This is a genomic window from Paucilactobacillus nenjiangensis, assembly GCF_005405445.1.
GTDB classification, from domain to species: domain Bacteria; phylum Bacillota; class Bacilli; order Lactobacillales; family Lactobacillaceae; genus Paucilactobacillus; species Paucilactobacillus nenjiangensis.
In genome coordinates this window covers 1-21510 of record NZ_BJEB01000035.1, presented here as the reverse complement: position 1 = coordinate 21510, position 21510 = coordinate 1, and the positions used below count along the sequence as shown (strand labels likewise).

Sequence of the window (21510 nt, the reverse complement as noted above, 5' to 3'; positions counted from 1 at the left end):
AATTATACATTTTTTTCAAATTTATGGGTACTTTTGTTTTAGTGCGCCGTAAATTTATTTTGTTTCATATAAAAGCAACTCATCTAAAATTTTTAGGTGAGTTGTTTTTTATGTGGAATCACAATTAACGTTTTTGAATCACAATTAATTTAGGTGGCGTATGGGCTTGATTAACAAATTGATATTCGAGGACATTAAATTCTTTTTGTGGGAGAGTGGCAGTAAATTTTTCCACAGCAATTCTTTCGTCATTCCCGCCAGGATGTCCATAATACACAACTAAACAAATCAAACCTTCCGTCCTTAAGTGAGGTAACATTTTTTGAACAGCTTCAATGGTGGTTTGTCCGTGAGTAATTACTGACTTATCACCACTTGGCAAATAGCCTAAGTTAAAAATGGCTGCGGACAGATCTGTGGATAGATATTGGTCAACGTTTTGATGTCCAGTTTGGTACAGTGAAACATTTTGTAAATTGGCAGCGGCTAATCTGGTGGTAGTGGCTTGGATTGCTGCTGGTTGAATGTCAAAGCCAAGTACTTGACCAGAATTACCAACTAATTCAGCTAAAAATTGAGTGTCATGACCATTACCAACAGTTGCATCAACGACGGTTTCACCAGGGCGAACGGTATTTTTTAATAATTCGTGACTGTATTGTAGTGCAGGAGCTAATTTCATAATCATGCCTTCTTTATTTTAAATACAAATTGACCAATGGTAATGACTATAAATCCAAGACAAAAACCTGCCAGGACATCACTGGGATAGTGAACGCCAATATAAATCCGTGAGATTCCTACTAACAAGATGGCAAACAACAAAATAGCGATTAATAACCATTTCACGTAGCGAGGAATTGGGAGCCGTTGAACTAGAAGAATAATTGAACCGAACACCAAAGTCGCAATCGCAGAGTGACCACTTGGAAAACTGTAACCGCCATAATGTAATAGCTGGTTAGTTTGTGGGCGAGCACGATCAATCATGTCTTTAATACCCACGTTGATTATTGAACCAACTAGTGGAATCAGTAAGAAAAAGAAACCAATCCGATAAAATTTGTACATGAACAAGACCGCAACACCAACCACCACGACAATCATAATCGGTAGAGTGTTAAAGAACACAGTATAGGCTTTAAAAAAGGCCGTTTTTGATGGTGAAAATTGGCGAATCAAGTTAATGATGGTCTGATCAAATGTGTGCACCCAGTTGGCATTCATTTTGATACCGGTCAATAGGGCGATAAAAATTAGGAGGGCGGCAACAAAGAAGGCTGCCTGAGTTTTACTTATCCGTTGTGTAATCATTTATCTTCATCCTTGTTAAGTTTATATCTTTAGTCTACCACATCAGCCACCTTGCAAAGACGGGATTGGTTTGGTACTATTGTATCAATATTTGATTGTTGAAAAGGAATAGTAAATTTCTGGTATTTTAAAGAGACTGCGTGCTAGTGTGAACGTGGAAATATTAGTTTTTGAACTCACCTTTAAAAACTTTTCGCTGAACTAAGTAAGTGAAAACGTGATTTCGCGTTACGAAAGACAAGCGCTACAGTAATGTAGAAAATGGGTGGTACCGCGGAGTTTATTCGTCCTATAGGAGTTTTTCCTATGGGATTTTTTTATTTCAACAACAAAAATACATAATATTTTTAAGGAAGAAGAGAATAACATGGCATACGAACATGATGCGATTGAAAAAAAATGGCAAAAATTTTGGCAAGATAACAAGACGTTTAAGGCAACAATTAATAATGATAAGCCAAAGTATTATGCCTTAGATATGTTCCCTTATCCTTCTGGGCAAGGACTACACGTTGGACATCCCGAAGGTTATACTGCCACTGATGCAGTTTCTCGGATGCACAGAATGCAAGGTTTCAATGTTTTGCATCCAATGGGGTGGGATGCATTTGGTTTGCCTGCAGAACAATACGCATTAAAAACCGGTAATAACCCTAAAGATTTTACCAATCAAAATATCCAAGTCTTTAAAAAGCAAATCCAATCACTTGGATTCTCTTATGATTGGGATCGAGAAATCAATACCACTGATCCTAAATTTTACAAATGGACACAATGGATTTTTGAACAACTTTACAAAAAAGGCTTAGCTTACGAAGATAAAATTATGGTTAACTGGGCACCTGACTTTATGGGTGGAACAGTGGTTGCCAATGAAGAAGTCGTTGATGGTAAAACCGAACGTGGTGGTTATCCAGTTTATCGCAAACCAATGCGCCAATGGGTTTTAAAAATTACTGAATATGCTGACCGCTTAGTTGATGATTTGGACGATTTGGATTGGCCTGAAAGTATCAAAGAACAACAACGTAACTGGATTGGACGTTCAACTGGTTCTAGTGTGTTCTTTAATGTTGAGGGGCATGAAGGCGCACAGATTGAAGTCTTTACAACTCGTCCGGATACGCTTTTTGGTGCATCGTACATGGTGTTAGCTCCTGAACACGAGCTAGTAGACCAAATTACGACACCAGAACAAGCCGACGCAATTAAAAAGTACCAAGATGAAGTATCTCGTCGTTCTGACCTGGAACGAACTGATTTGAACAAAGATAAGTCTGGGGTATTTACTGGTGCTTATGGGATTAATCCAGTTAATGGCGATAAGTTACCAATTTGGATTGGAGACTATGTCTTAGCTTCTTACGGGACAGGTGCAATTATGGCCGTCCCTGCTCACGATGAACGTGACTGGGAATTTGCTAAGAAATTTGATTTGCGCATTACACCAGTGATTGAAGGTGGGGATGTACAAGAAGCTCCTTACGTTGGAGATGGCGCTCATATCAATTCAGAATTCTTGAATGGTAAGAACAAAGCAGATGCGATTAGTGAAATGATTGATTGGCTTGAAGAACACCATGCCGGTGAAAAGAAGGTTAATTATCGTCTTCGTGACTGGATTTTCTCACGTCAACGTTACTGGGGCGAACCAATTCCAGTGATTCAATGGGAAGATGGTGAAACCACATTAGTCCCTGAAGATGAATTACCACTCCGCCTACCAGATACTAATCAATTGGAACCATCTGGAACTGGAGAAAGTCCATTAGCCAACATCGATGACTGGGTTAACGTTGTGGATGAAAATGGTCGTAAGGGTAAACGTGAGACGAACACAATGCCACAATGGGCCGGTTCATCTTGGTATTGGCTCCGTTACATGGATCCAGATAATGACAAAGAATTAGCTAGCCAAGAAGCACTTAATTATTGGTCACCGGTTGATTTATACGTTGGTGGTGCAGAACATGCGGTTCTCCATTTGTTGTATGCACGTTTCTGGCACAAAGTCCTTTATGATTTAGGTATTGTACCAACTAAAGAACCATTCCAAAAATTAGTTAACCAAGGCATGATTCTCGGTGAAAACCATGAAAAAATGTCTAAATCAAAGGGGAACGTTGTTAATCCTGATGATATTGTTAACCAATATGGTGCTGATACTCTGCGTCTCTATGAAATGTTCATGGGACCTTTGGAAGAATCTGTGCCATGGGGTGAAAAAGGATTGCACGGTAGTTACAAGTGGATTCAACGGATTTGGCGACTATTCGTCGATGACGACAACAAATTACGCGACCGCATTACCACAATCAATGACGGTAAGTTAGATAAAATCTACAATCAAACAGTTAAGAAAGTTACTGAAGATTTCGGTAGAATGCATTTTAACACTGGAATTTCTCAATTGATGGTCTTTGTTAATGATGCTTATAAAGTTGATGACCTACCAGTTGAATACATGGAAGGTTTCGTTAAGATGATTTCGCCAATCATGCCTCACGTGGCGGAAGAACTTTGGAGCTTCTTTAATGAAAGTGATACGATTGCTTATCAAGCATGGCCAACATATGACGAAAGTCAATTAGTTGAAGATGAAATTGAAATGGTAGTTCAAGTTAATGGTAAAGTTAAGGGACACATTAAAGTTGCCAAAGACTTAGATAAAGCTGCTGTTCAAGAAATAGCCTTAGCTAATGAACACGTTCATTCAACCATTGATGGACAAGATATTCGTAAGTTAATCGTGGTTCCAGGCAAGATTGTCAATATTGTTATTTAAATAGAATTCTAATCGTACTAAAAAGGCCTCAGGAGATTTTTTCCTGAGGCCGTCTTTGTTACTTCAATAAACGAGCATTAATTTTATTAATTTCCTTTTTCGTCTGCAGCATAGAAATGATCCAAATTATGCTGTAAATAATTCCAAATTCAACGAAAAATGCTGAAATATTAAACAAGGAGAATGGAAACCACCCAGCTATTAAGGCAAGCTGCAAAAAGAGGAAAAAGGTAATACCGAAATGAACAATCGTCATTTTAGTGATACTCCAGTCAAATGCTGAAAAAATTAAATTTGTACAGGAAAAAACGCCTCCGATGACTGCCCAAATTATGACGGATACCAACATCGCGTTTGTTTGATTGTGAAAATGGTTTAAAAAACGCGGAGGTGCGGGGACATATTCATTTAATTTCAACAAATAACTAAATGCAAGAGAAATCAGTAATCCAGCATTTACGCCGATTACGGCGCCTTTGGTTAATTGTAATAAAATTTTTTTTATCATAATAATCGCTCCTTTATTTTGGGTAAGTATCGTCTCGAGGAACTGGTTTGCTCGTTGTTTTTAAAATGAATATTGATAATTCCGTTTTTTGTTAGTTCTAATCTGTCTAAATAATGGATGTTAATGATTTCCGTATTCGAAATTCGAATAAAGTTATCAGGCAAGATGGCTTCAAGTTCATAAAGACGAGAATTTAGAATTATCTCTTCAGTCAACGTAACACCAAACACCTTCTTTTGAGCAGTATAGATTCTCACAAAATTTTGAGTGGGTTGGGAAAGTGTTCTGTCATTAAGTGTTCCCGTCAACGAATGGGGTTTATTTTCAATGTTGCGAATGATTTGTTCAATCTCTACATTCATTTGTTTAGCTTGCAGAACAATTAGATTATCAATTAGTTGTTCATTTTGCATAAAATTAACTTTCATTTTGGGTCCTCCTTCCCCTTATCAAAAGAATAACCCAGTGACTTTAATAATTCTATCTTTTAAGGATGAGTGGTTTGTGGGGGAGGATAGTTGGTCACTTTTCTATTGAGATTTTTTTAAATTCAGCTTAAGTTTTTGCACTTCAGTAAAACTTTGCAAAAAATTAATTGCGTCCGGTACGTTTCAACGATAGAATAGTAAGGATTGAAACAAAAGGAAGTTGGTACTAGTATATTGCGCGCAGATGGTGGAAAATTAGATTTATCAGGGAATCTTGATGCTCAAGAGCAAATGGTCCAGGGGTCTGTTTGGATGACTGCAGGGAGCATTTTTTCGCGAATCCTTGGTGCGATTTATATCATTCCATGGGTAACATGGCTAGGGGCATATAGTGATCAAGCTAATGCCTTATTTAGTAAAGGCTATAATATCTATAGTCTGTTCTTAATGGCGGCTACTGCCGGGATTCCTGCCGCAGTCTCTAAGTTGGTATCACATTACAATGAGTTAAATGAATATGGAGTGGGACGGCGTCTTTATAAGCATGGGATGCTGGTATCTGCGTTTACCGGTTTAATTTCAGCGATGATTTTATTCTTTGGTGCGCCACTGTTGGCCAACGGGGATGCTAATGTAGTCCCGGTATTACGTTCACTAGCAGTAGCTGTTTTGGTGATTCCGGGGATGAGTCTCAGTCGGGGCTTATTTCAGGGATATCATCAAATGGCACCTTCTGCCATTTCACAATTTAATGAGCAACTGTTCCGCGTTATTTATATGTTGGCAAGTACATATGTCATCATGAAAATTATGCATGGTAGTTGGAAAACTGCCGTGGTGCATTCAACTTTTGCCGCCTTTATTGGAGCAATTGGTGGCATTATCATTCTGGGCTATTACTGGTTAAAGAACCGGAATCAAATGAATGATCTTAGAGACAATAGTAATGATGAACTCGTGATTTCATCTTGGACTCTGATTAAAGATATTATTATTCAGGCCATCCCATTCGTTATCGTAAGTTCTGGGACGATTATTTTTCAATTAATTGATCAGTATACTTTCTTTGATGCAATGCAGCGTGTCGGTAGTTACTCGATGTGGCAGTTAAATCAGTTGTGGGCACTATTTTCATTTAATGCCAACAAGTTGATTATGATTGTTATTTCCTTAGCGTCAGCGATGTCAGAAGCTGTAATTCCACTGTTATCAGCTGCACGAGCTCGAAAAGATAATCGGGATATTCGTAATCAAATTTCCAATGCATTAATGCTCTTTTATTTTGTCATGATTCCTGCTGCACTAGGATTAGCAGCAGTCTCAACACCAATTTATACGGTGTTCTATCGTTACAGTGCTAGTGGCTCAACAATTCTAGAAATCTCAGCGTACGTTGCAATTTTTATGGGACTATTTACAATCGTCGCTGCAATTATGCAAGGCGTTTCGGAAAACACAAAGACTTTGAAAATGTTAGGTATTGGCTTGCTGGTCAAATTAGTTTTGCAGTACCCGATGATTTTCATGTTTAAGACGATTGGACCGCTGTTGTCGACTGGTGTCGGGATGGCAGTGACGAGTTATCTGATTATTCATTCGTTAAATAATGAGTTTCACATTCCATTTAGAAAGATGTTCAAAACGATTAATCAAATTTTACTGTATTCAATTATTACTTATGCAGTAGCAAAATTGATTGTGACGTTACTTTACTTCGTGATTGATCCAAGTGGACGGGTGACCGCTGCCTTGGTATTAATTCCAGCTGTGGCTGGTGGTGGCTTGGTCTACGTCTATCTTGTTTTGAAATCAAGATTGGCACAGATGCTGCTTGGACCTAGAATGGATAGTTTACGGATTAAGTTGCACATTAAATAGGGGTACTCAATGAGATTAGACAAGTATTTACGAGAACAGCAAGTGGGTTCGCGCAACGAAGTTCATGAATTGATTAAGCACAATCGGGTGACGGTCGATGGTCAAGTGGCTAAGAAATATGATTTCAAAGTCAAGCCCGACGAACATGAAGTGGCTGTTGATGGTAAGCCAATTAAATATCAAGCCGAATATTTTTATTTGGTGAATAAACCAGCTGGTGTTATCACTGCTACCAGTGACGAAAAAGAGAAAACTGTGATGGATTTATTTACACCGGAAGATTACCGAACGGATTTATTTCCGGTGGGTCGGTTAGATAAAGATACGACTGGAATTATTTTAGTGATGATGGATGGTAAGTTAGGGCACCGCTTGGCTTCGCCAAAAAGTAAAACACGCAAAACTTATTTAGCGACGGTGACGGGACAAATTGCTGACACTGATTTACAACAACTCAAGGATGGCATTGAGTTGAAGGACGGCACAACTGCGGTGGCTGATGACGCGCGGTTGATTAGTCAAGATCCTGATTCGGTGGTTGAATTGACATTGCATGAAGGTAAATATCATGAAGTAAAGCGGATGTTTGGCGCTTTAGGCGAAAAAGTAGTTAAGCTGCATCGAGTTTCCTTTGCAGGATTAACTGATGAAGCCTTACTTCCTGGCGAATATCGTGAACTTACTTTGTCTGAAATTGAGGAATTAAAAAAGCTCTAGACTAAAATGTCTAGAGTTTTTCTAATTGGCATAACGTTTCATGAAACTAGGCAGCGCTTGGCTGATTTGATGAGGCAACACTACGTATTGTGATTGTGCTAGCTCTTCTGCAATTGCACTGTGTGTGTAAACTGCTGCTAAAACTGCATTTTGTTTATTTTCAAATTGTGCGGTAAAGCCACCAATCATACCGGCTAAGGTATCACCCATACCGCCAGTTGCTTGGGCAGGAGTGCCAATTGGTAATTGATAGGTATCGGTTTTGGTGTAAATTTCTGAATGATGTTTCTTTAAAACAATGGTCGCATTAAATTGTTTTTGGACAACTTGGTTGGCTTCTACGGTCTGTTCACCAATTTTGATACCGGATAAACGTTGCCATTCCATTTCGTGTGGGGTATAAATTAAGTTTCCAGCAGGAGTATCAATTTTGTGAGCTGCAAGCAGTGTGATGGCCGATCCGTCGATAATGACGGTTTGGTCAGCGTTAGTATTGGCTAACACCGTCGCTAAGACTTCTTCACTATGGAAATCTTCACCTAAACCGGGACCGACGACAACCGTTGTAGCGTCACTAACTAGTTGACTTAATTTTACTTTATCGTAGTAATTGACAAACATAGTTTCTGGCAAATTAGCGTGTAAACTACTGAGATTACTAGTATCAGTTCCTGTAGTCACTAATCCAGCACCTGCGTACACTGCAGCCGTTGAAGCCATGATGATGGCACCGCCAAAATTGGCATTACCACCGACAAGTACGATTCGACCGTATGTGCCCTTATAACTATTGTCAGGTCGAGTACGAATTGTTTTAGTAAGTATATCTTCAGATAGAGTCAGCATTGTTAATCAGTCCTTGTTAGTTTTCTTAATTATATCATTTTTACTCAATACACCAAATTTAAAAATAAGATTCACTGAATTATGTTACAATATAACTAAGTTTTTAAGCAATTGGAGGTTAATTTAGTTATGGTCAATTGGCAAGCTAAAGCCCAAGAACAACAAGAAGAATATATTAATGATTTAATTACAATGATGAAAATCCCCAGTGTTCGGGATGATGCACAAGCAACAGATGAATTTCCACTTGGACCAGAACCAGCAACTGCCCTAAAGGTATTTTTAGAAATGGCCCAGCAAGATGGTTTTAAAGTTAAGAATATTGACAATGTAGTCGGTTACGCACAATGGGGTGAAGGAGACGAAACCTTAGCGATTTTGGCTCATGTGGATGTCATGCCGGCCGGAAATGGCTGGGATACGGATCCCTTTGATCCAGTAATTAAAGATGGCAACATTTATGGTCGTGGTGCCTCTGACGACAAGGGGCCCGGAATGGCGGCTTATTATGCCATGAAAACTTTGAAAGATATGGGAGTTGTCCCTAATAAAACTGTCCGCTTTATTGTTGGTACAGACGAAGAAAGTAATTGGACCGGAATGAAACGGTATTTTGAAGTTGAACCTGCGCCAACTTATGGTTTCTCACCCGATGCAAGTTTTCCATTAATCAACGGTGAAAAAGGCAATTTTTCTTTAAAAGTTGATTTTAAAGGAGCTAATGATGGGCGCGTTAAATTGGTTTCCTTTGATTCAGGATTACGTCCTAATATGGTTCCTCGTGATGCCGAAGCCGTGATTGAAGGCGGCGAACTGACCCAATTAACGCAGGCCTTAGATGAGTATCTAGCACAAACTTCTGTAACTGGAAAAGTGATTCAAGATGGTGAACAATTTACCATTAGCTTTGTCGGAAAAGCAGCTCACGGTATGGAACCCAAAAATGGAGACAATGCCGGAACATATTTGGCCAACTTCCTGAAACACCAAGATATTCATGGCGACGCCGGTGATTTTCTTGAATTTGTCGGATCATATTTACATGTTGATTCTAGATTAAAAAATTTCGAACTCGATTACACTGATGAATTAATGGGTGAGTTGACCATGAATGTTGGCTTAATGAATTTTAAAGCCGAAGATGGTGGTCAAATTGATTTGAATTTCCGTTATCCACAAGGAATTACGCCGAATGATATTCAAGTCGGTATTAATAAGGTGACCGACAAACTGCATGCCTTTACCTATCAATTAGAGGGGATGGTGCCACATTATGTTTCAACTGATGATCCGTTAGTTGTTTCTTTGATGGCATCTTATCGTGAAATCACTGGCGACGTTGATGCATTGCCTGAAGTAGTCGGTGGTGGGACATATGGTCGGATGATGGAACGTGGCGTTGCATTTGGCGCACTTTTCCCACATACACCTGATACCATGCATCAAGTGAATGAATTTCAGCCAGTTGATGATTTAATTACTGCAATGGCCATTTATATGGATGGAATCAACCGATTGATTACGGATTAAATGACCATATCATTACCATTCGTGTTATAATTATGCTACAATTTAATTAGGAAATAAATAATATTTAATTGTAGTCTAATCTTATGGAGGTGCCGGTTATGAGCAAATATTCAAATGTATTAGTCGGAATTGATGGATCTAAACAATCAGAGATGGCTTTAAACAAAGCGATTTCGATTGCTGCACAAAATGGTGCAATTTTATCATTACTTAGTGTGATTAACGGAGAAAGATTTCCCAATACCAGTACGGTCGGATATGGATTCATTGACAGGAGTGTTTATGATTCCTCGGTTTCTGAAATGGAGAAAAAACTCGCCGAATATAAGAAGACAGCTTTAGCAGCGGGCGTCAAAGACGTCGTTACCGATGTTAAAATTGGTAATGCTAAAGTTGAGTTAGGCAATGACTATCCACAAGATAATGATGTTGATTTAATTGTGGTGGGGGCAACTGGCCTGAACTTTATTGGTCGGATGATTGTCGGATCAACTGCTGCATATGTTATCCGTGAATCACCTTGCGATGTTATTGTCGTTAAAACTGATGAGAATAATCAAGCCGTCGATTTACAAAAGACAACTTATCCAGAAATTTAAATAGTAATACTAAATGATCATCTTCGGATGGTCATTTTTTTAACGTAAAAACAAAAATTTTTTCGTACTTAATAAGTGTGACTACTTATTAGGAGTGAAAAAATGAAAAGTAAGCAGATATTAATAAGTCTAATTGTGGGTATATTTTTATTTGGTGCCATTAGTGTTGATGCCGATGATGTTAATTCAAAGGATGAAATCCTGACTAGTTCCAGTTCTGAGTCTATTGATTCAACTTCCGAAGTTGAGGATGAATTACATAAGAAAATTACTGATCAGGCCACTGCCAACATTATTAGTGGCCATCTGGTCAGGAGAGAAGAATTTGATACTAAAAATGATTATATTTTGTACACCGAAATATATGCCAATTTAAAAGTTGAATATAAAAAAGGTGAAAAAAAAGGACGTACAGACGGATATAAACATCAAACTCACGATGTGAACAATAAAAGTGAAGTGTTTCAAGCAGGTTATCAAGAGGGGTTACGATTAGGCAATGAAATCTATGAATTGAAACATGAATCACATGATAATAGCAGTTCAGCGACAAGGTCTGTTGAATCGGAAATGAAGCAAACGACACCCAGTCATGATGTTCATAAGGATATTCATGCACCGATTAGTTATGCGGAGCAGACCAATGAAATCAATCCACCCAATTCAGTGGATGAATCGTCATTACTAAATACACTGTTACAACTGCCAGAATTGCCAGCTTTACCATTAGGACCAATTATTGAAAGCCACCAGGCATTTATCGATTTAATTGCGTTAGACGCTGTTAAAATTGCTCGAAAAAATGATTTGTATCCATCCGTCATGATTGCTCAAGCTGCATTGGAAAGTTCATGGGGGACCAGTGATCTCTCACGACCAGATATTTATAACCTGTTTGGCGTCAAAGGTGGTTATAAGGGTAGTTCGATTCAAATGAAAACACAAGAGGATAACGGGTCAGGCGAACTTCAATATGTAAATGCCGATTTTAGGCAATATCATTCTTTTTCGGAGTCGTTACAAGACTATGCCACCGTTCTTAACCAACCCATGTTTATGATGGTTAAAAGAAGTGTCTGTGCAAATTATCAAGAGGTGACCTTGAAGTTGACGGGAACGTATGCCACAGATACGCAATATAACCTCAAACTGAATCAAATTATTGAAACTTATCATTTAACTAAGTTCGATAAAAAGACAGGGGTTAAACCACTAACGGCGATTGTCATTCCCAAAAGTGCGTTTGTTTTCGAGCAGTCTAATAAACACGTACAAACGCGTCGACAACATAAGGATTCCATCAAGATTAATGTGATGGGTCAATGTGTCATGGTAATTATTACCATCTTAATTGTATTAAAAAAGCCAACTGTCAAAAAATGACAATTGGCAAGTTGGTTATCTAAAAGATTTGAGAGCAGTATCAATTTGGCCTAACACGATATCAATATTGTGAGGGTTCTCAAGATCATACTTTTGTAAATCAATTTTGATTTTAGGGCTAACATCATAGTCATCAAACCATGATTTGTAAGCCGTCCACATTTTATAATAATATGATTCAAGCTCTGGATTGTTATCGAATTGTTCGTAATCACGTCCACGTTTTTTGATGCGATAAAGGATCGTTTCAAAATCTGTTTCAGCATAGACTAATAAATCAGGTGCTTTTTTGGGTAATTGTTGTAAATCATCCATCATGTTATCTAGTAGATTTAAGTAGACGCCCAGTTCAGTATCAGTAATATTGCCTTCAGCATTATTTTCTTTAGTAAATAATGCATCCTCATAAATTGATCGATCTAAAACGTTGTTGTCATCTGCCAACGCGCTTTTAATCATTGAAAAACGTTTATTGAGAAAATAGATTTGAAGTAAGAATCCGTATTGTTTAGGATCTTTGTAATATAAGGGGAGAACTGGATTCTCACCAACTGGTTCGAAAAATGCTTTTGTACCTAAATGTTCGGCAATTTGTCCGGTTAGGGTTGTTTTACCGACACCAATCATACCTGCTGTTATAATCACCATAATGGTCCTTCTTTACTTTAGAATAGAAAACTCAATGCATAATAGCTTACTACATTTTTCCGCTAAATAAAACTGATTGAGATTTAACTTGTATATAGCAAAAAGCCATTCTGAATGAATACAAATGATTATTACAGTTTCTTATCAAACAAATGAGTTATTCAGATTGTTTTTCTAATAAATCACGAATGTCCTTTAAATATTCTTCTTCTTTGGAAGGAGCCACAGTTTTTTCCTGCTTTTTAACAAATTTGTTAATTGCCTTAATCATGAGAAAAACGACAAAGGCGATAATTAAAAAATTAATGATATCGTTAATAAAGGTTCCGACTTTGAATTGAGCAGAGCCGATGGTTAAAACAATTTTTGAAAAATCAACTTTACCTAAGAATACTCCTAATAAAGGACTAATTAGGTTTTCAGTGAAAGATTTAACGACGGCAGTGAAGGCAGCTCCAATAATAACCCCAACAGCCAGATCAACAACATTTCCTCGTGAGATAAAATTTTTAAATTCTGAAATCATAAGTTTCCTCCTGTGAAATAATATTTAATGTATACTATGTATTATCAATATACCATAAGGGAAAGTAATGCCTAAAGTAAATCGCGGCAAATGAGAGTGAAATCAGATTAATGAATAATGAATTGAAACAAGAATTAATATTTGCTAAACAAAATAATGAATTAGTTGCTATATACAACTTCGCATCGGACGACACTTTTACAGTTGGGTATGTTGTTGCCATGGATAGCCTGTTTGTGTTGATCTTAGGCTTAGATATGGATAGTAAAATTAATGGCTTGAATGCAGTACGCCTAACCAGTATTCATGATGTGAAGCGAGATAATGATTATTTATTGAATGTCAAAATTCGGGAACAAAACGCAAAAAAATACGGATATTATGATGTTTGGAAATTGGAGCAATTTTTAACCAGCACCAAATATGGCCAACAGCCAATTTTAATTCAGATGTTAACCGAAGCGTTTGAACAAGAAGAACCCATTGTGATTGGAACGAAAGAATTTAAAGATCGTGATGATTTTGATGGTTATCTTGCATCGCTCGACGCGGTGAAACTGACGTTAAATTATTTAAATTTTGAAGACTTGTCTTCTTTATGGACACGGTATATTTTATTAGCAGATATTGATTATTTGCGAGTGAAGGGTATGCAAGCCCATAACAGCGCCACGATTTTAAAAGAGATTTTTAATTTTCCCGAACAAAATTAAATTGCAAAAAAAGCAACTAGGAGAAATAAGTTTCTCTTAGTTGCTTTATTTTCATGTCATTACTATCTGTAATTTGGCTTCATTGGTCAATTCGTTCACCTAGCTCAGTTAATTCAATTTCAAACAAGCGAAATTATCATTAACTAAGCTAGAAGCTCACGAACTGAACGACGAGTTCAGCATTATTTTTAATCCGGCTTATCAACTCAGATTGTTCCGTATAACTAACCAAATTAGATTTCAAAGAACGAAATCAATAATTTGCCTTGTTATTACTCGCAATCTACCAAGTTGATAAGCACTATATTTTAATTAGAAATTTCAATCTTACCATTGGTAGTAGTGGCAACAATTTTGTTAGTTGCATTTTCATTTTGATTTAGGTTGGAACTTTGGTGATTACCGAAGAGATGAATTGAACCATTAGTTGACGTTAATTGGTAACCTTCAGTGATTGGGTTTTCAATTTCAATTTTACCGTTGTCATTAGATAGGGTAACTGTTTGATTGAAAGTAACATCGTCTAATTCAAGTGAGCCATTTTCATTTTCAATTCGGCCACTAGTAAAGGTACTATTCTCGGCAGATACTGAGCCGTTGGTTTGTTTGATATTAACATTAGTTAAGTTCGAATTTTCAAGGTCAATTTCACCGTTGGTACTGGTAATATGACCACCACCGGTAACAATTAGATTGTTAGCATCTAATGATGAATCGGTATCAAGATTAATATTGTTAGCGGTAATGTTATTGATTTCTAGTTCGTAATAGTTCGTTGAACCTGTAACGTCGTCAAGTTTAGTACCATTTGGAACCGTGATAATAATTTCGTTATCATGATCGTTGAATCCAAATGTGCCAGATTCGTTTTCAGCTGACTCAATGGTCAAAGCTTTATGACTGACCGCCACTTTAGGCTTATCCATTTTTGAGCCTTTAACTTCGACAGAGTAATTGGTGCCAGATTTTATTTTTACTTCATAATTGTTTGTATCTAGGTGAATCGAATTAAACTTCGACACTTGTTTCGTTTGATTGATGCGGCGATCAATTTTTAAGCCATTTTGCCAAACTAAGCTTGTTGATGCACCATTTGAAAGTCCAATAAAGGCAAGAATTGCACCAATAATAAAGATGATTGCACCAATAATAATAGTCTTTTTCATGATTATTTGGCCTCCTGTGGTGTTTTATGGTCGTGGACAAACAATTTATAGATAATAATGTTGATGATTGAGAGCAAAAAGACAACAGCATCAACTAGCAGGCAGACAATCGTTAATCCGCCAATTTCTAAACTGAGTAAAATCGTTCCGGCAATCGTTAAGACTAGCGCATGACCAAATGTCATTATGCCAAAGAGTAGACCGCAAACACCCAAGATGATGCTGGCAATAGCTAACAGGCAGAAAAATTTTTTCATAATTAATGTGCCTCCTTTGCCGTGTTTTTTGAAGTAACAAATCGATTATATAAGAAACGTGAAAAGTTGGCCGTCATTTGAATTAGTGCTCGAACGACGACGTAACTAATTGGTAAGGCTACTAAACCTAAGCCAAAGATTGCCAGACCGCCACCGATAAAGAGGACGGCAGTTGACCACGATTGACCGATAATTGCTAATCCAGAGAAGAAGGCAGCAATTCCGATGGCGAAGAATCCAATGATAACAACGAATATACAGGCAATCACGGCCAATACACCAATTAACAAGCCAGCAATTGTGCCAATGATGGCAATGGCTAGTGGAAGTGCAATTGGGGCAGCAAATATGGCTAAGATGACTAACCAAATCATGCGGATGTTTTTCTTAGGTTTAGGTTCATAACGAGGAACCCCAGCTGTTGCGTCGTCAACCGCCTTAATAGAGTAATCTGCTAAAATTTTACGAGATAATTGCTTGGGAGTCCCAAGTTGAGCAATGATTTCATCTTCGGTAGTTAAACCGGCATCTAAAATGTACTCATTGTAAAAGTCGAGCACATCATCACGTTCGTCAGAAGTGAGATTAGATAAATAGCTGGTTAATTCTTCGATGTATTTATTACTTTCCATTATCCTTTTCCTCCTAAAACGTTATCTAGTGTTTCTTTGTATTCATGCCAATCATTTTTGATTTCGATGAGGCGATCGAGCCCGGCATCGGTAATTTTATAGTAGCGACGGTTACGTCCTTGATAGGCTTCATCATAAGTTTCAAGCCAGTTTTCTTTCTTCAGTCGTCTCAGTACAGGGTACATTGTCGATTCAGATACTGGGGAGAACTCTTGCACGCGTTGAGTTAAAGTATAACCATAATAATCTTCTTTGCTCAACAAAGCCAATACACAACCATCTAGTAATTCTGTGGTTATTGAAATACTCATGATTATTTCTCCTGTCATATTATATTCAATATAGTATTAATTCATTTACAATATAACAATTGCATATATAATTGTCAACAGATAAGTTTGTTTCATGGTATAATTTCATATATATTTTAAGGAGTTAATAATGAAAAAAGATATTTTATTCCCAATTATATTAATCCCATTGGTGGTCTTTGCCATCATTGGAGTAATCACCTATCTGAAACTAATTTCAGGGATTCTCCTGATTGTTGTCTGGATTGTTGGTTTCTTACTGGCATCAGTCGGCATCACGTACGTGGTGACTCAAGAACAATTGCGAATCTTGAAAGAGGAGGATAAGAAAAAAGATGATGAATAATCAGTACCTGAATCAACAGCAGCGGCCAGGGCTGTTCACGAGAGTGATGATAATCTTCGCGATGTTTGTGGTCATTCAATTACCACCAGAAATTTTAGCCATTATTAAGTACGTGAAAGGTAATGCACTGCTGACCGGTTTGTCGGTGGTGGCGTACTTAGCGTTATTTGGAGTGATTATTTACGGTACGTGGCGGTTATATAGAAGATATCGGGTAATTCCTGTTCGCCCTGGAATTTTCATTGCTGATATTGGGATTGTGATTACCGGATATTTAGCTATTTTTGGGGGCCAGATTGTCCTTGGTATTTTAAACCAATTATTTTTCAATCAAAGTCAAACTGCTAATAATCAAGTTATTGAAGGTTTAATGAAAGATAATTCGGTGATTTTAATCGTCTTGAGCTTCTCAGCCATCTTCTTAACCCCATTTGCCGAAGAACTAATTTTCCGGGGGTTAATCACAAACTTATTCTTTAAAGCTGACAGTTTCTGGCCTAAGGTAATTTTATCAGGATTCATCTTTTCTTTAGGGCACGTTAGCACTAATATTATTAGCTTCCTGGTGTATTTCTACATGGGCGCCGTCTTAGCCTTCATTTACGTGAAAACGGGACGAATTCGCATTGCGATTATGTTGCACATGGTTAATAATGCCGTGGCGATTGTTGAAATGATTGCTTTATTACAAAAATAAATTGTTAGACAACAAAAGGGCGTTCACAGCTGTTGTGAGCGTCCTTTTTCATACCTTTAAAATTTAGCGAGAATGGTTTCTAATCGTTTAGAAATATCATTTACTTCTTGCACCCGCTCGCGATATTCTTGATCAGTCATATTCAATTGATTTAATTTAGAACGAATTAAATTGACAATTTCATATTTCTGACTGGTTGCGGTGGTGGTGAGTTCAACTAGCACGCGTCGGTCATCATTGGGATCTTTATTACGAGTGACCCACCCATGAGTTTCTAACCGCTTTAGAAGTGGGGTTAGAGTTCCACTATCAAGGTTGACTGCCTGTCCTAATTGCCTGACGGTCATTGCCTCGTCGGTGTCCCATAAACTAGATAGGACTAAATATTGTGGATAAGTTAAGTTAAATTGTCCAAGCACCTCTGCGTAAAAATGGTTAAAGCGCTTGTTGGCTTCGTAAAGTGCAAAGCACATTTGTTTATCCTGGTTAATTAGGTCTTGTTGGCCGAATTCCATAATGTCAACTCCCTTATATTATTACAACGTATATTTTACATGATAAAAAAACATGAAACAAATATTTACGTTTGTGAAATTCACAATGTGAAATAAATAATTAAATAAATGTTTTTATTTTGCTGATAACAGTAGGATTGCCTATTTTTGGGAGTTAGTGACAAAAATAAAATTTCACAAGTGAATTAAATGACTTTGCTTACTAAAAATTAGTGGTATTCTGTCAATATTCAATAAATTTTTGATTGGAGAATGTGCATATGACAGAAGAGAAACGCTACGGTGCTGACGCAATTGTTGAGAGCTTGATTAATCATGGGGTGAAATACGTTTTTGGAATCCCAGGAGCTAAAATTGATCGCCTATTTGAATTATTGGAGCATCCAACAGATCCACGGACTCCCAAGCTGATTGTTTCTAGACATGAACAAAATGCCGGTTTCATTGCGGCTGGGATTGGTCGAATTACAGGTAAGCCAGGAGTAGTGATTTCAACGTCTGGTCCCGGTGCGACTAATTTAGCTACACCAGCAGTGACTGCCACTGCCGAAGGTGATCCACTGATTGCGATTGCGGGACAAGTTCCACGTCGTGATTTGTTCCGATTGACCCATCAAAGCATGGCCAATAAAGAATTATTTACACCAATTACAAAATATAGTGCAGAGATTGCGGATACTGAAAATATTTCAGAAGTTTTTGCCAACGCCTTTCGAATGGCAAGTGAAGGTAAACAGGGAACTAGTTTCATTAGTATTCCACAAGATATTGATGATGGTGAAGTCACGACGCCAAGTCTCAAACCAATGAATGAACCTAAATTAGGGTCTGCTGATCAACAATCTATCACTGATTTAGCTGACAAAATTAAACATGCCAAATTACCAGTTTTGTTGGCGGGGATGCGTGCATCTTCACCAGAAGCTGCGGCTGCCATTCAAAAATTGATTAAAGCTGCCAAATTACCCGTTGTTGAAACCTTTCAAGGCGCTGGCATTATCTCTCGTGAGTTGGAAAAAGATTATTTCTTCGGCCGGGTCGGGTTATTTAGAAATCAACCGGGTGATAAGTTATTAAAACATTCCGATTTAGTGATTACGGTTGGTTATGATGCGATTGAATATGAACCACGTAATTGGAATGCGGAACAAGATGCCAATATTACGGTTATTGATACTACGGCGCCACAGCTAGACAAACATTTCCAACCAGATACAGAATTGATTGGTGATATTACTGCAACAGTATCAAATTTAGCTGATCAAGTTGAAAATTATCAACCAGATCAAGAATCACGACAATATTTGATGGAGTTGCATCAAGAAATTGATGCCGACGTTGACCAACCAGTTCCAGCTGGTCAAGGTAATTTGAATCATCCTTTGGCAGTGATTAAAGAATTGCAACAACGGGTCACTGATGACATGACAGTTTCCGTTGATATCGGGAGTCATTATATTTGGATGGCGCGTCATTTTAGAAGTTATACACCTAGACATTTACTTTTCAGTAATGGCATGCAGACATTAGGAGTAGGGCTACCATGGTCAATTGCGGCGGCGCTCGAACGTCCTAATGCCAAGTCGATTTCAGTGTCTGGGGATGCCGGCTTTACCTTTTCATCACAAGAATTAGAAGTTGCAGTTCGTTTGAAATTGAACACGGTGCACTTCATTTGGAATGATGGCTATTACGATATGGTACGATTCCAAGAAATTTTGAAATATGGTCAAGATGCAGGGGTCAAAGTGGGACCAATTGATTACGTTAAATATGCTGAGAGTTTTGGTGCCAAAGGATTACGTGTTGACTCACCTGACCAATTAGGTACAATTATTGATGAAGCATTTGCCACACCAGGACCAGTGGTCGTCGATATTCCAATCGATTATTCACATAACGCTGATTTAGGGAAGACATTGTTAGCGGATCAATTTTAGGCATAAAGGGAGATAACAAGAATGAAAGATACAACAACTGTTTATCAACATGGCACGTTAGCTATGCTTGTGGTCGGTTTATTTGAGGGAACATTACCAGTTAGCGAATTGATGAAACATGGGGACACTGGAATTGGAACTGCCAATGATTTTGATGGTGAATTGGTCATTGTCGATGGAACCGTTTATCAAGTTGTTGAATCTGGCGAAGTTAAAGTTCTAGCACCAGACGATAAGATACCTTTTGCTTCAGTCCATTTTCATCAATCGCGGCCTGCAGTCACCATCAATAATACTAATGGCGTTGAATTAGAACACCAACTTGAAAATAATTATCAGCTTGGCAATTCATTTGTCGGGATTAATATTCAGGGGGCCTTTAAACGGATGCACACACGGGTTGTGCCTAAGCAATCTAAACCTTATCCTAAATTATCGGCTGCTATCAAGGTACAACCAAAATTTAGTCAGGAGAATGTGACTGGAACGATTGTGGGTTACTATGCACCATTTCTATTCCAGGGGGCTACAGTCGGTGGCTTTCACTTGCATTTCATCAATGATGCTCATGATTTTGGTGGGCACATTTTAGATTTTGAAATTGATCAAGCTGAAGTTGAAGTACAACCACTCGAAAATTTGCTGCAACATCTACCAATTAATGATAAAAATTTTCAAGCTGCTAACCTTAATTTGCAAAATATGAACGAAGAAATTGAATCTGCTGAACACTAGATAAATAAAATTTTATGCAAAAGTACATTTAAATGTCTGGGGAATTATGACTATCAATTCCAACCGGACAAAATGCTTATAAATGTGGAAATAGAGCGATTAACATTACTTGAAATAATGTTAATCGCTTTTTAATTGTATAAAATTATTATCATGTATAAAAATAATTAAAATTTAGCTTGTTAATGCCCATATAGCAATATTATTTATCTTTGATTAACCTTATTTATAATCTTATAATATTCATTGTGAAATAAATAATTTAATTACGGGAGGGGCTTTTTTGGTATGTCTATGAATAAACAGACATTGAATTTAGTAAATAATAATGATCGGCAAGAACACTATCGATTGCGGAAAATCGGTAAACATTTTGTTAATCAAATGTTGGTTGGAACGGTAATCGCAGGGGGATTATTGCTGTCTCAAGAGTTGAGTGTTGAAGCAAGTCAGACTGATAGCGTGGCTTCTAACAACGTGCAAACTGTGGTCTCAGATGCAAACGATAATGGCAAGTCAGTAATTTTATCAAATACTGATAGTAATGCCGGTGCTTCTTCGGATAACGTGAATAAGGCTAGTGTACAAGATAGCAAAACTGATGCGTCAAGCGATAACTCTACTGCTGATTCTGGCAATAGTACATCTGATAATTTAGATAGTGCTGCCTCAAGTGCCAATTTAGCAAGCACCACGACACCGGTCAAGACTGTTAGTGCGTCCGAAGACAATACTTATGAATCTGCAGCGCCCGCAACACAAAATACGACGGCGGTACCAGTTCGAGATGGATTGGCAAATAGTACTACTCAGGTGGGCACAGTTGCTGATTTTATTAGTGATGTGAATAACAATACCGGTAATACTGCGCCTAATGTTTTAGGTAGTGAATTTGCCCAAGCGGCAATTTATTTAATGAACAAAAATAATATTGGTAGCGTCAAGAATCTTGTGTAAATGAAATGCCTTCGTACATATAATATGTATCTAACTTAAATAAATGATGCTTCCAAGGTGTCCTGGAGTCCTTTGAACC

Annotated in this window: 24 protein-coding genes and 1 other annotated feature; of the genes, 12 read left to right on the top strand and 12 right to left on the bottom strand. The window is 37.7% G+C overall.

Annotation, left to right across the window (positions count from 1 at the left end; all coding sequences use genetic code 11):
• Positions 1-124: 124 nt before the first annotated feature.
• Positions 125-682, bottom strand: a complete 558-nt coding sequence (gene mnmM, locus FFM59_RS06295; RefSeq protein WP_137602203.1) for a tRNA 5-(aminomethyl)-2-thiouridylate-methyltransferase MnmM — start codon at positions 680-682, stop codon at positions 125-127.
• Between the two features lie 2 nt (positions 683-684).
• Entirely contained in the window at positions 685-1314 is a 630-nt protein-coding gene (locus FFM59_RS06290; protein ID WP_137602202.1) for a phosphatase PAP2 family protein, read from the bottom strand.
• An 89-nt stretch (positions 1315-1403) separates the two neighbouring features.
• Positions 1404-1609: a binding site (T-box leader), on the top strand.
• 72 nt (positions 1610-1681) lie between these two features.
• On the opposite strand from FFM59_RS06290, the gene leuS reads away from it, so the two are divergent.
• A complete protein-coding gene (gene leuS / locus FFM59_RS06285) occupies positions 1682-4099 on the top strand; it encodes a leucine--tRNA ligase (protein WP_137602201.1) in 2418 nt (805 codons plus the stop codon).
• Positions 4100-4157: 58 nt separating this feature from the next.
• Here the strand turns inward: leuS and FFM59_RS06280 are convergent, their stop codons facing one another.
• On the bottom strand, positions 4158-4607 hold the full coding sequence (locus FFM59_RS06280; protein ID WP_137602200.1) for a DUF3021 domain-containing protein: 450 nt from the start codon (positions 4605-4607) through the stop codon (positions 4158-4160).
• A complete protein-coding gene (locus FFM59_RS06275; RefSeq protein WP_137602199.1) occupies positions 4604-5035 on the bottom strand; it encodes a LytTR family DNA-binding domain-containing protein in 432 nt (143 codons plus the stop codon). Before FFM59_RS06275 ends, FFM59_RS06280 begins: the two co-directional genes overlap by 4 nt.
• Positions 5036-5326: 291 nt before the next feature.
• Here FFM59_RS06275 and FFM59_RS06270 point away from each other — a divergent pair, with 291 nt between their 5' ends.
• Both FFM59_RS06270 and FFM59_RS06265 read left to right on the top strand, forming a co-directional pair.
• Positions 5327-6913 (top strand): putative polysaccharide biosynthesis protein, encoded by a 1587-nt coding sequence (locus FFM59_RS06270; protein ID WP_137602204.1) that lies wholly within the window; start codon positions 5327-5329, stop codon positions 6911-6913.
• Positions 6914-6922: 9 nt separating this feature from the next.
• Positions 6923-7630, top strand: coding sequence for a pseudouridine synthase (locus FFM59_RS06265; protein ID WP_137602198.1), 708 nt, complete (start codon positions 6923-6925; stop codon positions 7628-7630).
• Between the two features lie 21 nt (positions 7631-7651).
• Here FFM59_RS06265 and FFM59_RS06260 read toward each other — a convergent pair whose 3' ends face one another.
• The gene (locus FFM59_RS06260; RefSeq protein WP_137602197.1) at positions 7652-8476 is read right to left on the bottom strand and encodes an NAD(P)H-hydrate dehydratase; all 825 of its coding nucleotides are present in this window, start codon (positions 8474-8476) and stop codon (positions 7652-7654) included.
• 129 nt (positions 8477-8605) lie between these two features.
• Here FFM59_RS06260 and pepV point away from each other — a divergent pair, with 129 nt between their 5' ends.
• The 3 genes from pepV to FFM59_RS06245 all read left to right on the top strand — a co-directional run bounded on the left by pepV (position 8606) and on the right by FFM59_RS06245 (position 11988).
• Entirely contained in the window at positions 8606-10006 is a 1401-nt protein-coding gene (pepV, locus tag FFM59_RS06255) for a dipeptidase PepV (protein WP_137602196.1), read from the top strand.
• A 98-nt stretch (positions 10007-10104) separates the two neighbouring features.
• Positions 10105-10605 (top strand): universal stress protein, encoded by a 501-nt coding sequence (locus tag FFM59_RS06250; RefSeq protein ID WP_225420308.1) that lies wholly within the window; start codon positions 10105-10107, stop codon positions 10603-10605.
• Positions 10606-10707: 102 nt separating this feature from the next.
• Positions 10708-11988, top strand: a complete 1281-nt coding sequence (locus tag FFM59_RS06245; protein WP_137602194.1) for a glycoside hydrolase family 73 protein — start codon at positions 10708-10710, stop codon at positions 11986-11988.
• Positions 11989-12003: 15 nt separating this feature from the next.
• On the opposite strand, the gene FFM59_RS06240 is transcribed toward FFM59_RS06245, so the two are convergent.
• Both FFM59_RS06240 and mscL read right to left on the bottom strand, forming a co-directional pair.
• Positions 12004-12636, bottom strand: coding sequence for a deoxynucleoside kinase (locus tag FFM59_RS06240; protein ID WP_137602193.1), 633 nt, complete (start codon positions 12634-12636; stop codon positions 12004-12006).
• 157 nt (positions 12637-12793) lie between these two features.
• On the bottom strand, positions 12794-13162 hold the full coding sequence (mscL, locus tag FFM59_RS06235; RefSeq protein WP_137602192.1) for a large-conductance mechanosensitive channel protein MscL: 369 nt from the start codon (positions 13160-13162) through the stop codon (positions 12794-12796).
• A 110-nt stretch (positions 13163-13272) separates the two neighbouring features.
• Between mscL and FFM59_RS06230 the strand changes: the two genes are divergently transcribed.
• A complete protein-coding gene (locus FFM59_RS06230; RefSeq protein WP_137602191.1) occupies positions 13273-13875 on the top strand; it encodes a hypothetical protein in 603 nt (200 codons plus the stop codon).
• Positions 13876-14183: 308 nt separating this feature from the next.
• Here the strand turns inward: FFM59_RS06230 and FFM59_RS06225 are convergent, their stop codons facing one another.
• Genes FFM59_RS06225 through FFM59_RS06210 form a run of 4 tightly spaced genes read right to left on the bottom strand, consistent with a single transcriptional unit; the run spans position 14184 to position 16241 of the window.
• On the bottom strand, positions 14184-15041 hold the full coding sequence (locus tag FFM59_RS06225; protein WP_137602190.1) for a DUF4097 family beta strand repeat-containing protein: 858 nt from the start codon (positions 15039-15041) through the stop codon (positions 14184-14186).
• A gap of 2 nt (positions 15042-15043) precedes the next feature.
• Positions 15044-15298, bottom strand: coding sequence for a hypothetical protein (locus tag FFM59_RS06220; protein WP_137602189.1), 255 nt, complete (start codon positions 15296-15298; stop codon positions 15044-15046).
• Between the two features lie 2 nt (positions 15299-15300).
• Complete coding sequence (locus FFM59_RS06215) at positions 15301-15930, bottom strand: DUF1700 domain-containing protein (protein WP_137602188.1); 630 nt, start codon at positions 15928-15930, stop codon at positions 15301-15303.
• Positions 15930-16241, bottom strand: a complete 312-nt coding sequence (locus FFM59_RS06210; RefSeq protein WP_137602187.1) for a PadR family transcriptional regulator — start codon at positions 16239-16241, stop codon at positions 15930-15932. Before FFM59_RS06210 ends, FFM59_RS06215 begins: the two co-directional genes overlap by 1 nt.
• A gap of 130 nt (positions 16242-16371) precedes the next feature.
• Between FFM59_RS06210 and FFM59_RS06205 the strand changes: the two genes are divergently transcribed.
• Positions 16372-16587: a hypothetical protein gene (locus FFM59_RS06205; RefSeq protein WP_137602186.1), complete on the top strand. Its 216-nt coding sequence runs from the start codon at positions 16372-16374 to the stop codon at positions 16585-16587.
• The gene (locus tag FFM59_RS06200; protein ID WP_137602185.1) at positions 16577-17284 is read left to right on the top strand and encodes a CPBP family intramembrane glutamic endopeptidase; all 708 of its coding nucleotides are present in this window, start codon (positions 16577-16579) and stop codon (positions 17282-17284) included. The genes FFM59_RS06205 and FFM59_RS06200 overlap by 11 nt, the downstream gene beginning before the upstream one ends.
• Positions 17285-17340: 56 nt before the next feature.
• Here FFM59_RS06200 and FFM59_RS06195 read toward each other — a convergent pair whose 3' ends face one another.
• Complete coding sequence (locus FFM59_RS06195) at positions 17341-17799, bottom strand: MarR family winged helix-turn-helix transcriptional regulator (RefSeq protein WP_137602184.1); 459 nt, start codon at positions 17797-17799, stop codon at positions 17341-17343.
• A gap of 260 nt (positions 17800-18059) precedes the next feature.
• On the opposite strand from FFM59_RS06195, the gene alsS reads away from it, so the two are divergent.
• The 3 genes from alsS (at position 18060) to FFM59_RS06180 (ending at position 21431) form a co-directional block, all read left to right on the top strand.
• The gene (alsS, locus tag FFM59_RS06190; protein ID WP_137602183.1) at positions 18060-19739 is read left to right on the top strand and encodes an acetolactate synthase AlsS; all 1680 of its coding nucleotides are present in this window, start codon (positions 18060-18062) and stop codon (positions 19737-19739) included.
• A 21-nt stretch (positions 19740-19760) separates the two neighbouring features.
• A complete protein-coding gene (gene budA, locus FFM59_RS06185) occupies positions 19761-20474 on the top strand; it encodes an acetolactate decarboxylase (RefSeq protein ID WP_137602182.1) in 714 nt (237 codons plus the stop codon).
• A 288-nt stretch (positions 20475-20762) separates the two neighbouring features.
• Positions 20763-21431, top strand: a complete 669-nt coding sequence (locus FFM59_RS06180; protein WP_137602181.1) for a hypothetical protein — start codon at positions 20763-20765, stop codon at positions 21429-21431.
• Positions 21432-21510 lie beyond the last annotated feature (79 nt).

Bases quoted from the DNA above. Each gene is read 5' to 3' on its own strand.
- leuS (WP_137602201.1), top strand. From the start codon at position 1,682: ATGGCATACGAACATGATGCGATTGAAAAAAAATGGCAAAAATTTTGG.
- FFM59_RS06260 (WP_137602197.1), bottom strand. From the start codon at position 8,476: ATGCTGACTCTATCTGAAGATATACTTACTAAAACAATTCGTACTCGA.
- FFM59_RS06275 (WP_137602199.1), bottom strand. From the start codon at position 5,035: ATGAAAGTTAATTTTATGCAAAATGAACAACTAATTGATAATCTAATT.
- FFM59_RS06195 (WP_137602184.1), bottom strand. From the start codon at position 17,799: ATGGAATTCGGCCAACAAGACCTAATTAACCAGGATAAACAAATGTGC.
- budA (WP_137602182.1), top strand. From the start codon at position 19,761: ATGAAAGATACAACAACTGTTTATCAACATGGCACGTTAGCTATGCTT.
- mscL (WP_137602192.1), bottom strand. From the start codon at position 13,162: ATGATTTCAGAATTTAAAAATTTTATCTCACGAGGAAATGTTGTTGAT.
- FFM59_RS06205 (WP_137602186.1), top strand. From the start codon at position 16,372: ATGAAAAAAGATATTTTATTCCCAATTATATTAATCCCATTGGTGGTC.
- FFM59_RS06270 (WP_137602204.1), top strand. From the start codon at position 5,327: ATGGTCCAGGGGTCTGTTTGGATGACTGCAGGGAGCATTTTTTCGCGA.
- FFM59_RS06180 (WP_137602181.1), top strand. From the start codon at position 20,763: ATGTCTATGAATAAACAGACATTGAATTTAGTAAATAATAATGATCGG.
- pepV (WP_137602196.1), top strand. From the start codon at position 8,606: ATGGTCAATTGGCAAGCTAAAGCCCAAGAACAACAAGAAGAATATATT.
- FFM59_RS06290 (WP_137602202.1), bottom strand. From the start codon at position 1,314: ATGATTACACAACGGATAAGTAAAACTCAGGCAGCCTTCTTTGTTGCC.
- FFM59_RS06245 (WP_137602194.1), top strand. From the start codon at position 10,708: ATGAAAAGTAAGCAGATATTAATAAGTCTAATTGTGGGTATATTTTTA.
- FFM59_RS06210 (WP_137602187.1), bottom strand. From the start codon at position 16,241: ATGAGTATTTCAATAACCACAGAATTACTAGATGGTTGTGTATTGGCT.
- FFM59_RS06250 (WP_225420308.1), top strand. From the start codon at position 10,105: ATGAGCAAATATTCAAATGTATTAGTCGGAATTGATGGATCTAAACAA.
- FFM59_RS06240 (WP_137602193.1), bottom strand. From the start codon at position 12,636: ATGGTGATTATAACAGCAGGTATGATTGGTGTCGGTAAAACAACCCTA.
- FFM59_RS06265 (WP_137602198.1), top strand. From the start codon at position 6,923: ATGAGATTAGACAAGTATTTACGAGAACAGCAAGTGGGTTCGCGCAAC.
- FFM59_RS06225 (WP_137602190.1), bottom strand. From the start codon at position 15,041: ATGAAAAAGACTATTATTATTGGTGCAATCATCTTTATTATTGGTGCA.
- FFM59_RS06280 (WP_137602200.1), bottom strand. From the start codon at position 4,607: ATGATAAAAAAAATTTTATTACAATTAACCAAAGGCGCCGTAATCGGC.
- FFM59_RS06230 (WP_137602191.1), top strand. From the start codon at position 13,273: ATGAATAATGAATTGAAACAAGAATTAATATTTGCTAAACAAAATAAT.
- alsS (WP_137602183.1), top strand. From the start codon at position 18,060: ATGACAGAAGAGAAACGCTACGGTGCTGACGCAATTGTTGAGAGCTTG.
- FFM59_RS06215 (WP_137602188.1), bottom strand. From the start codon at position 15,930: ATGGAAAGTAATAAATACATCGAAGAATTAACCAGCTATTTATCTAAT.
- FFM59_RS06220 (WP_137602189.1), bottom strand. From the start codon at position 15,298: ATGAAAAAATTTTTCTGCCTGTTAGCTATTGCCAGCATCATCTTGGGT.
- FFM59_RS06200 (WP_137602185.1), top strand. From the start codon at position 16,577: ATGATGAATAATCAGTACCTGAATCAACAGCAGCGGCCAGGGCTGTTC.
- mnmM (WP_137602203.1), bottom strand. From the start codon at position 682: ATGAAATTAGCTCCTGCACTACAATACAGTCACGAATTATTAAAAAAT.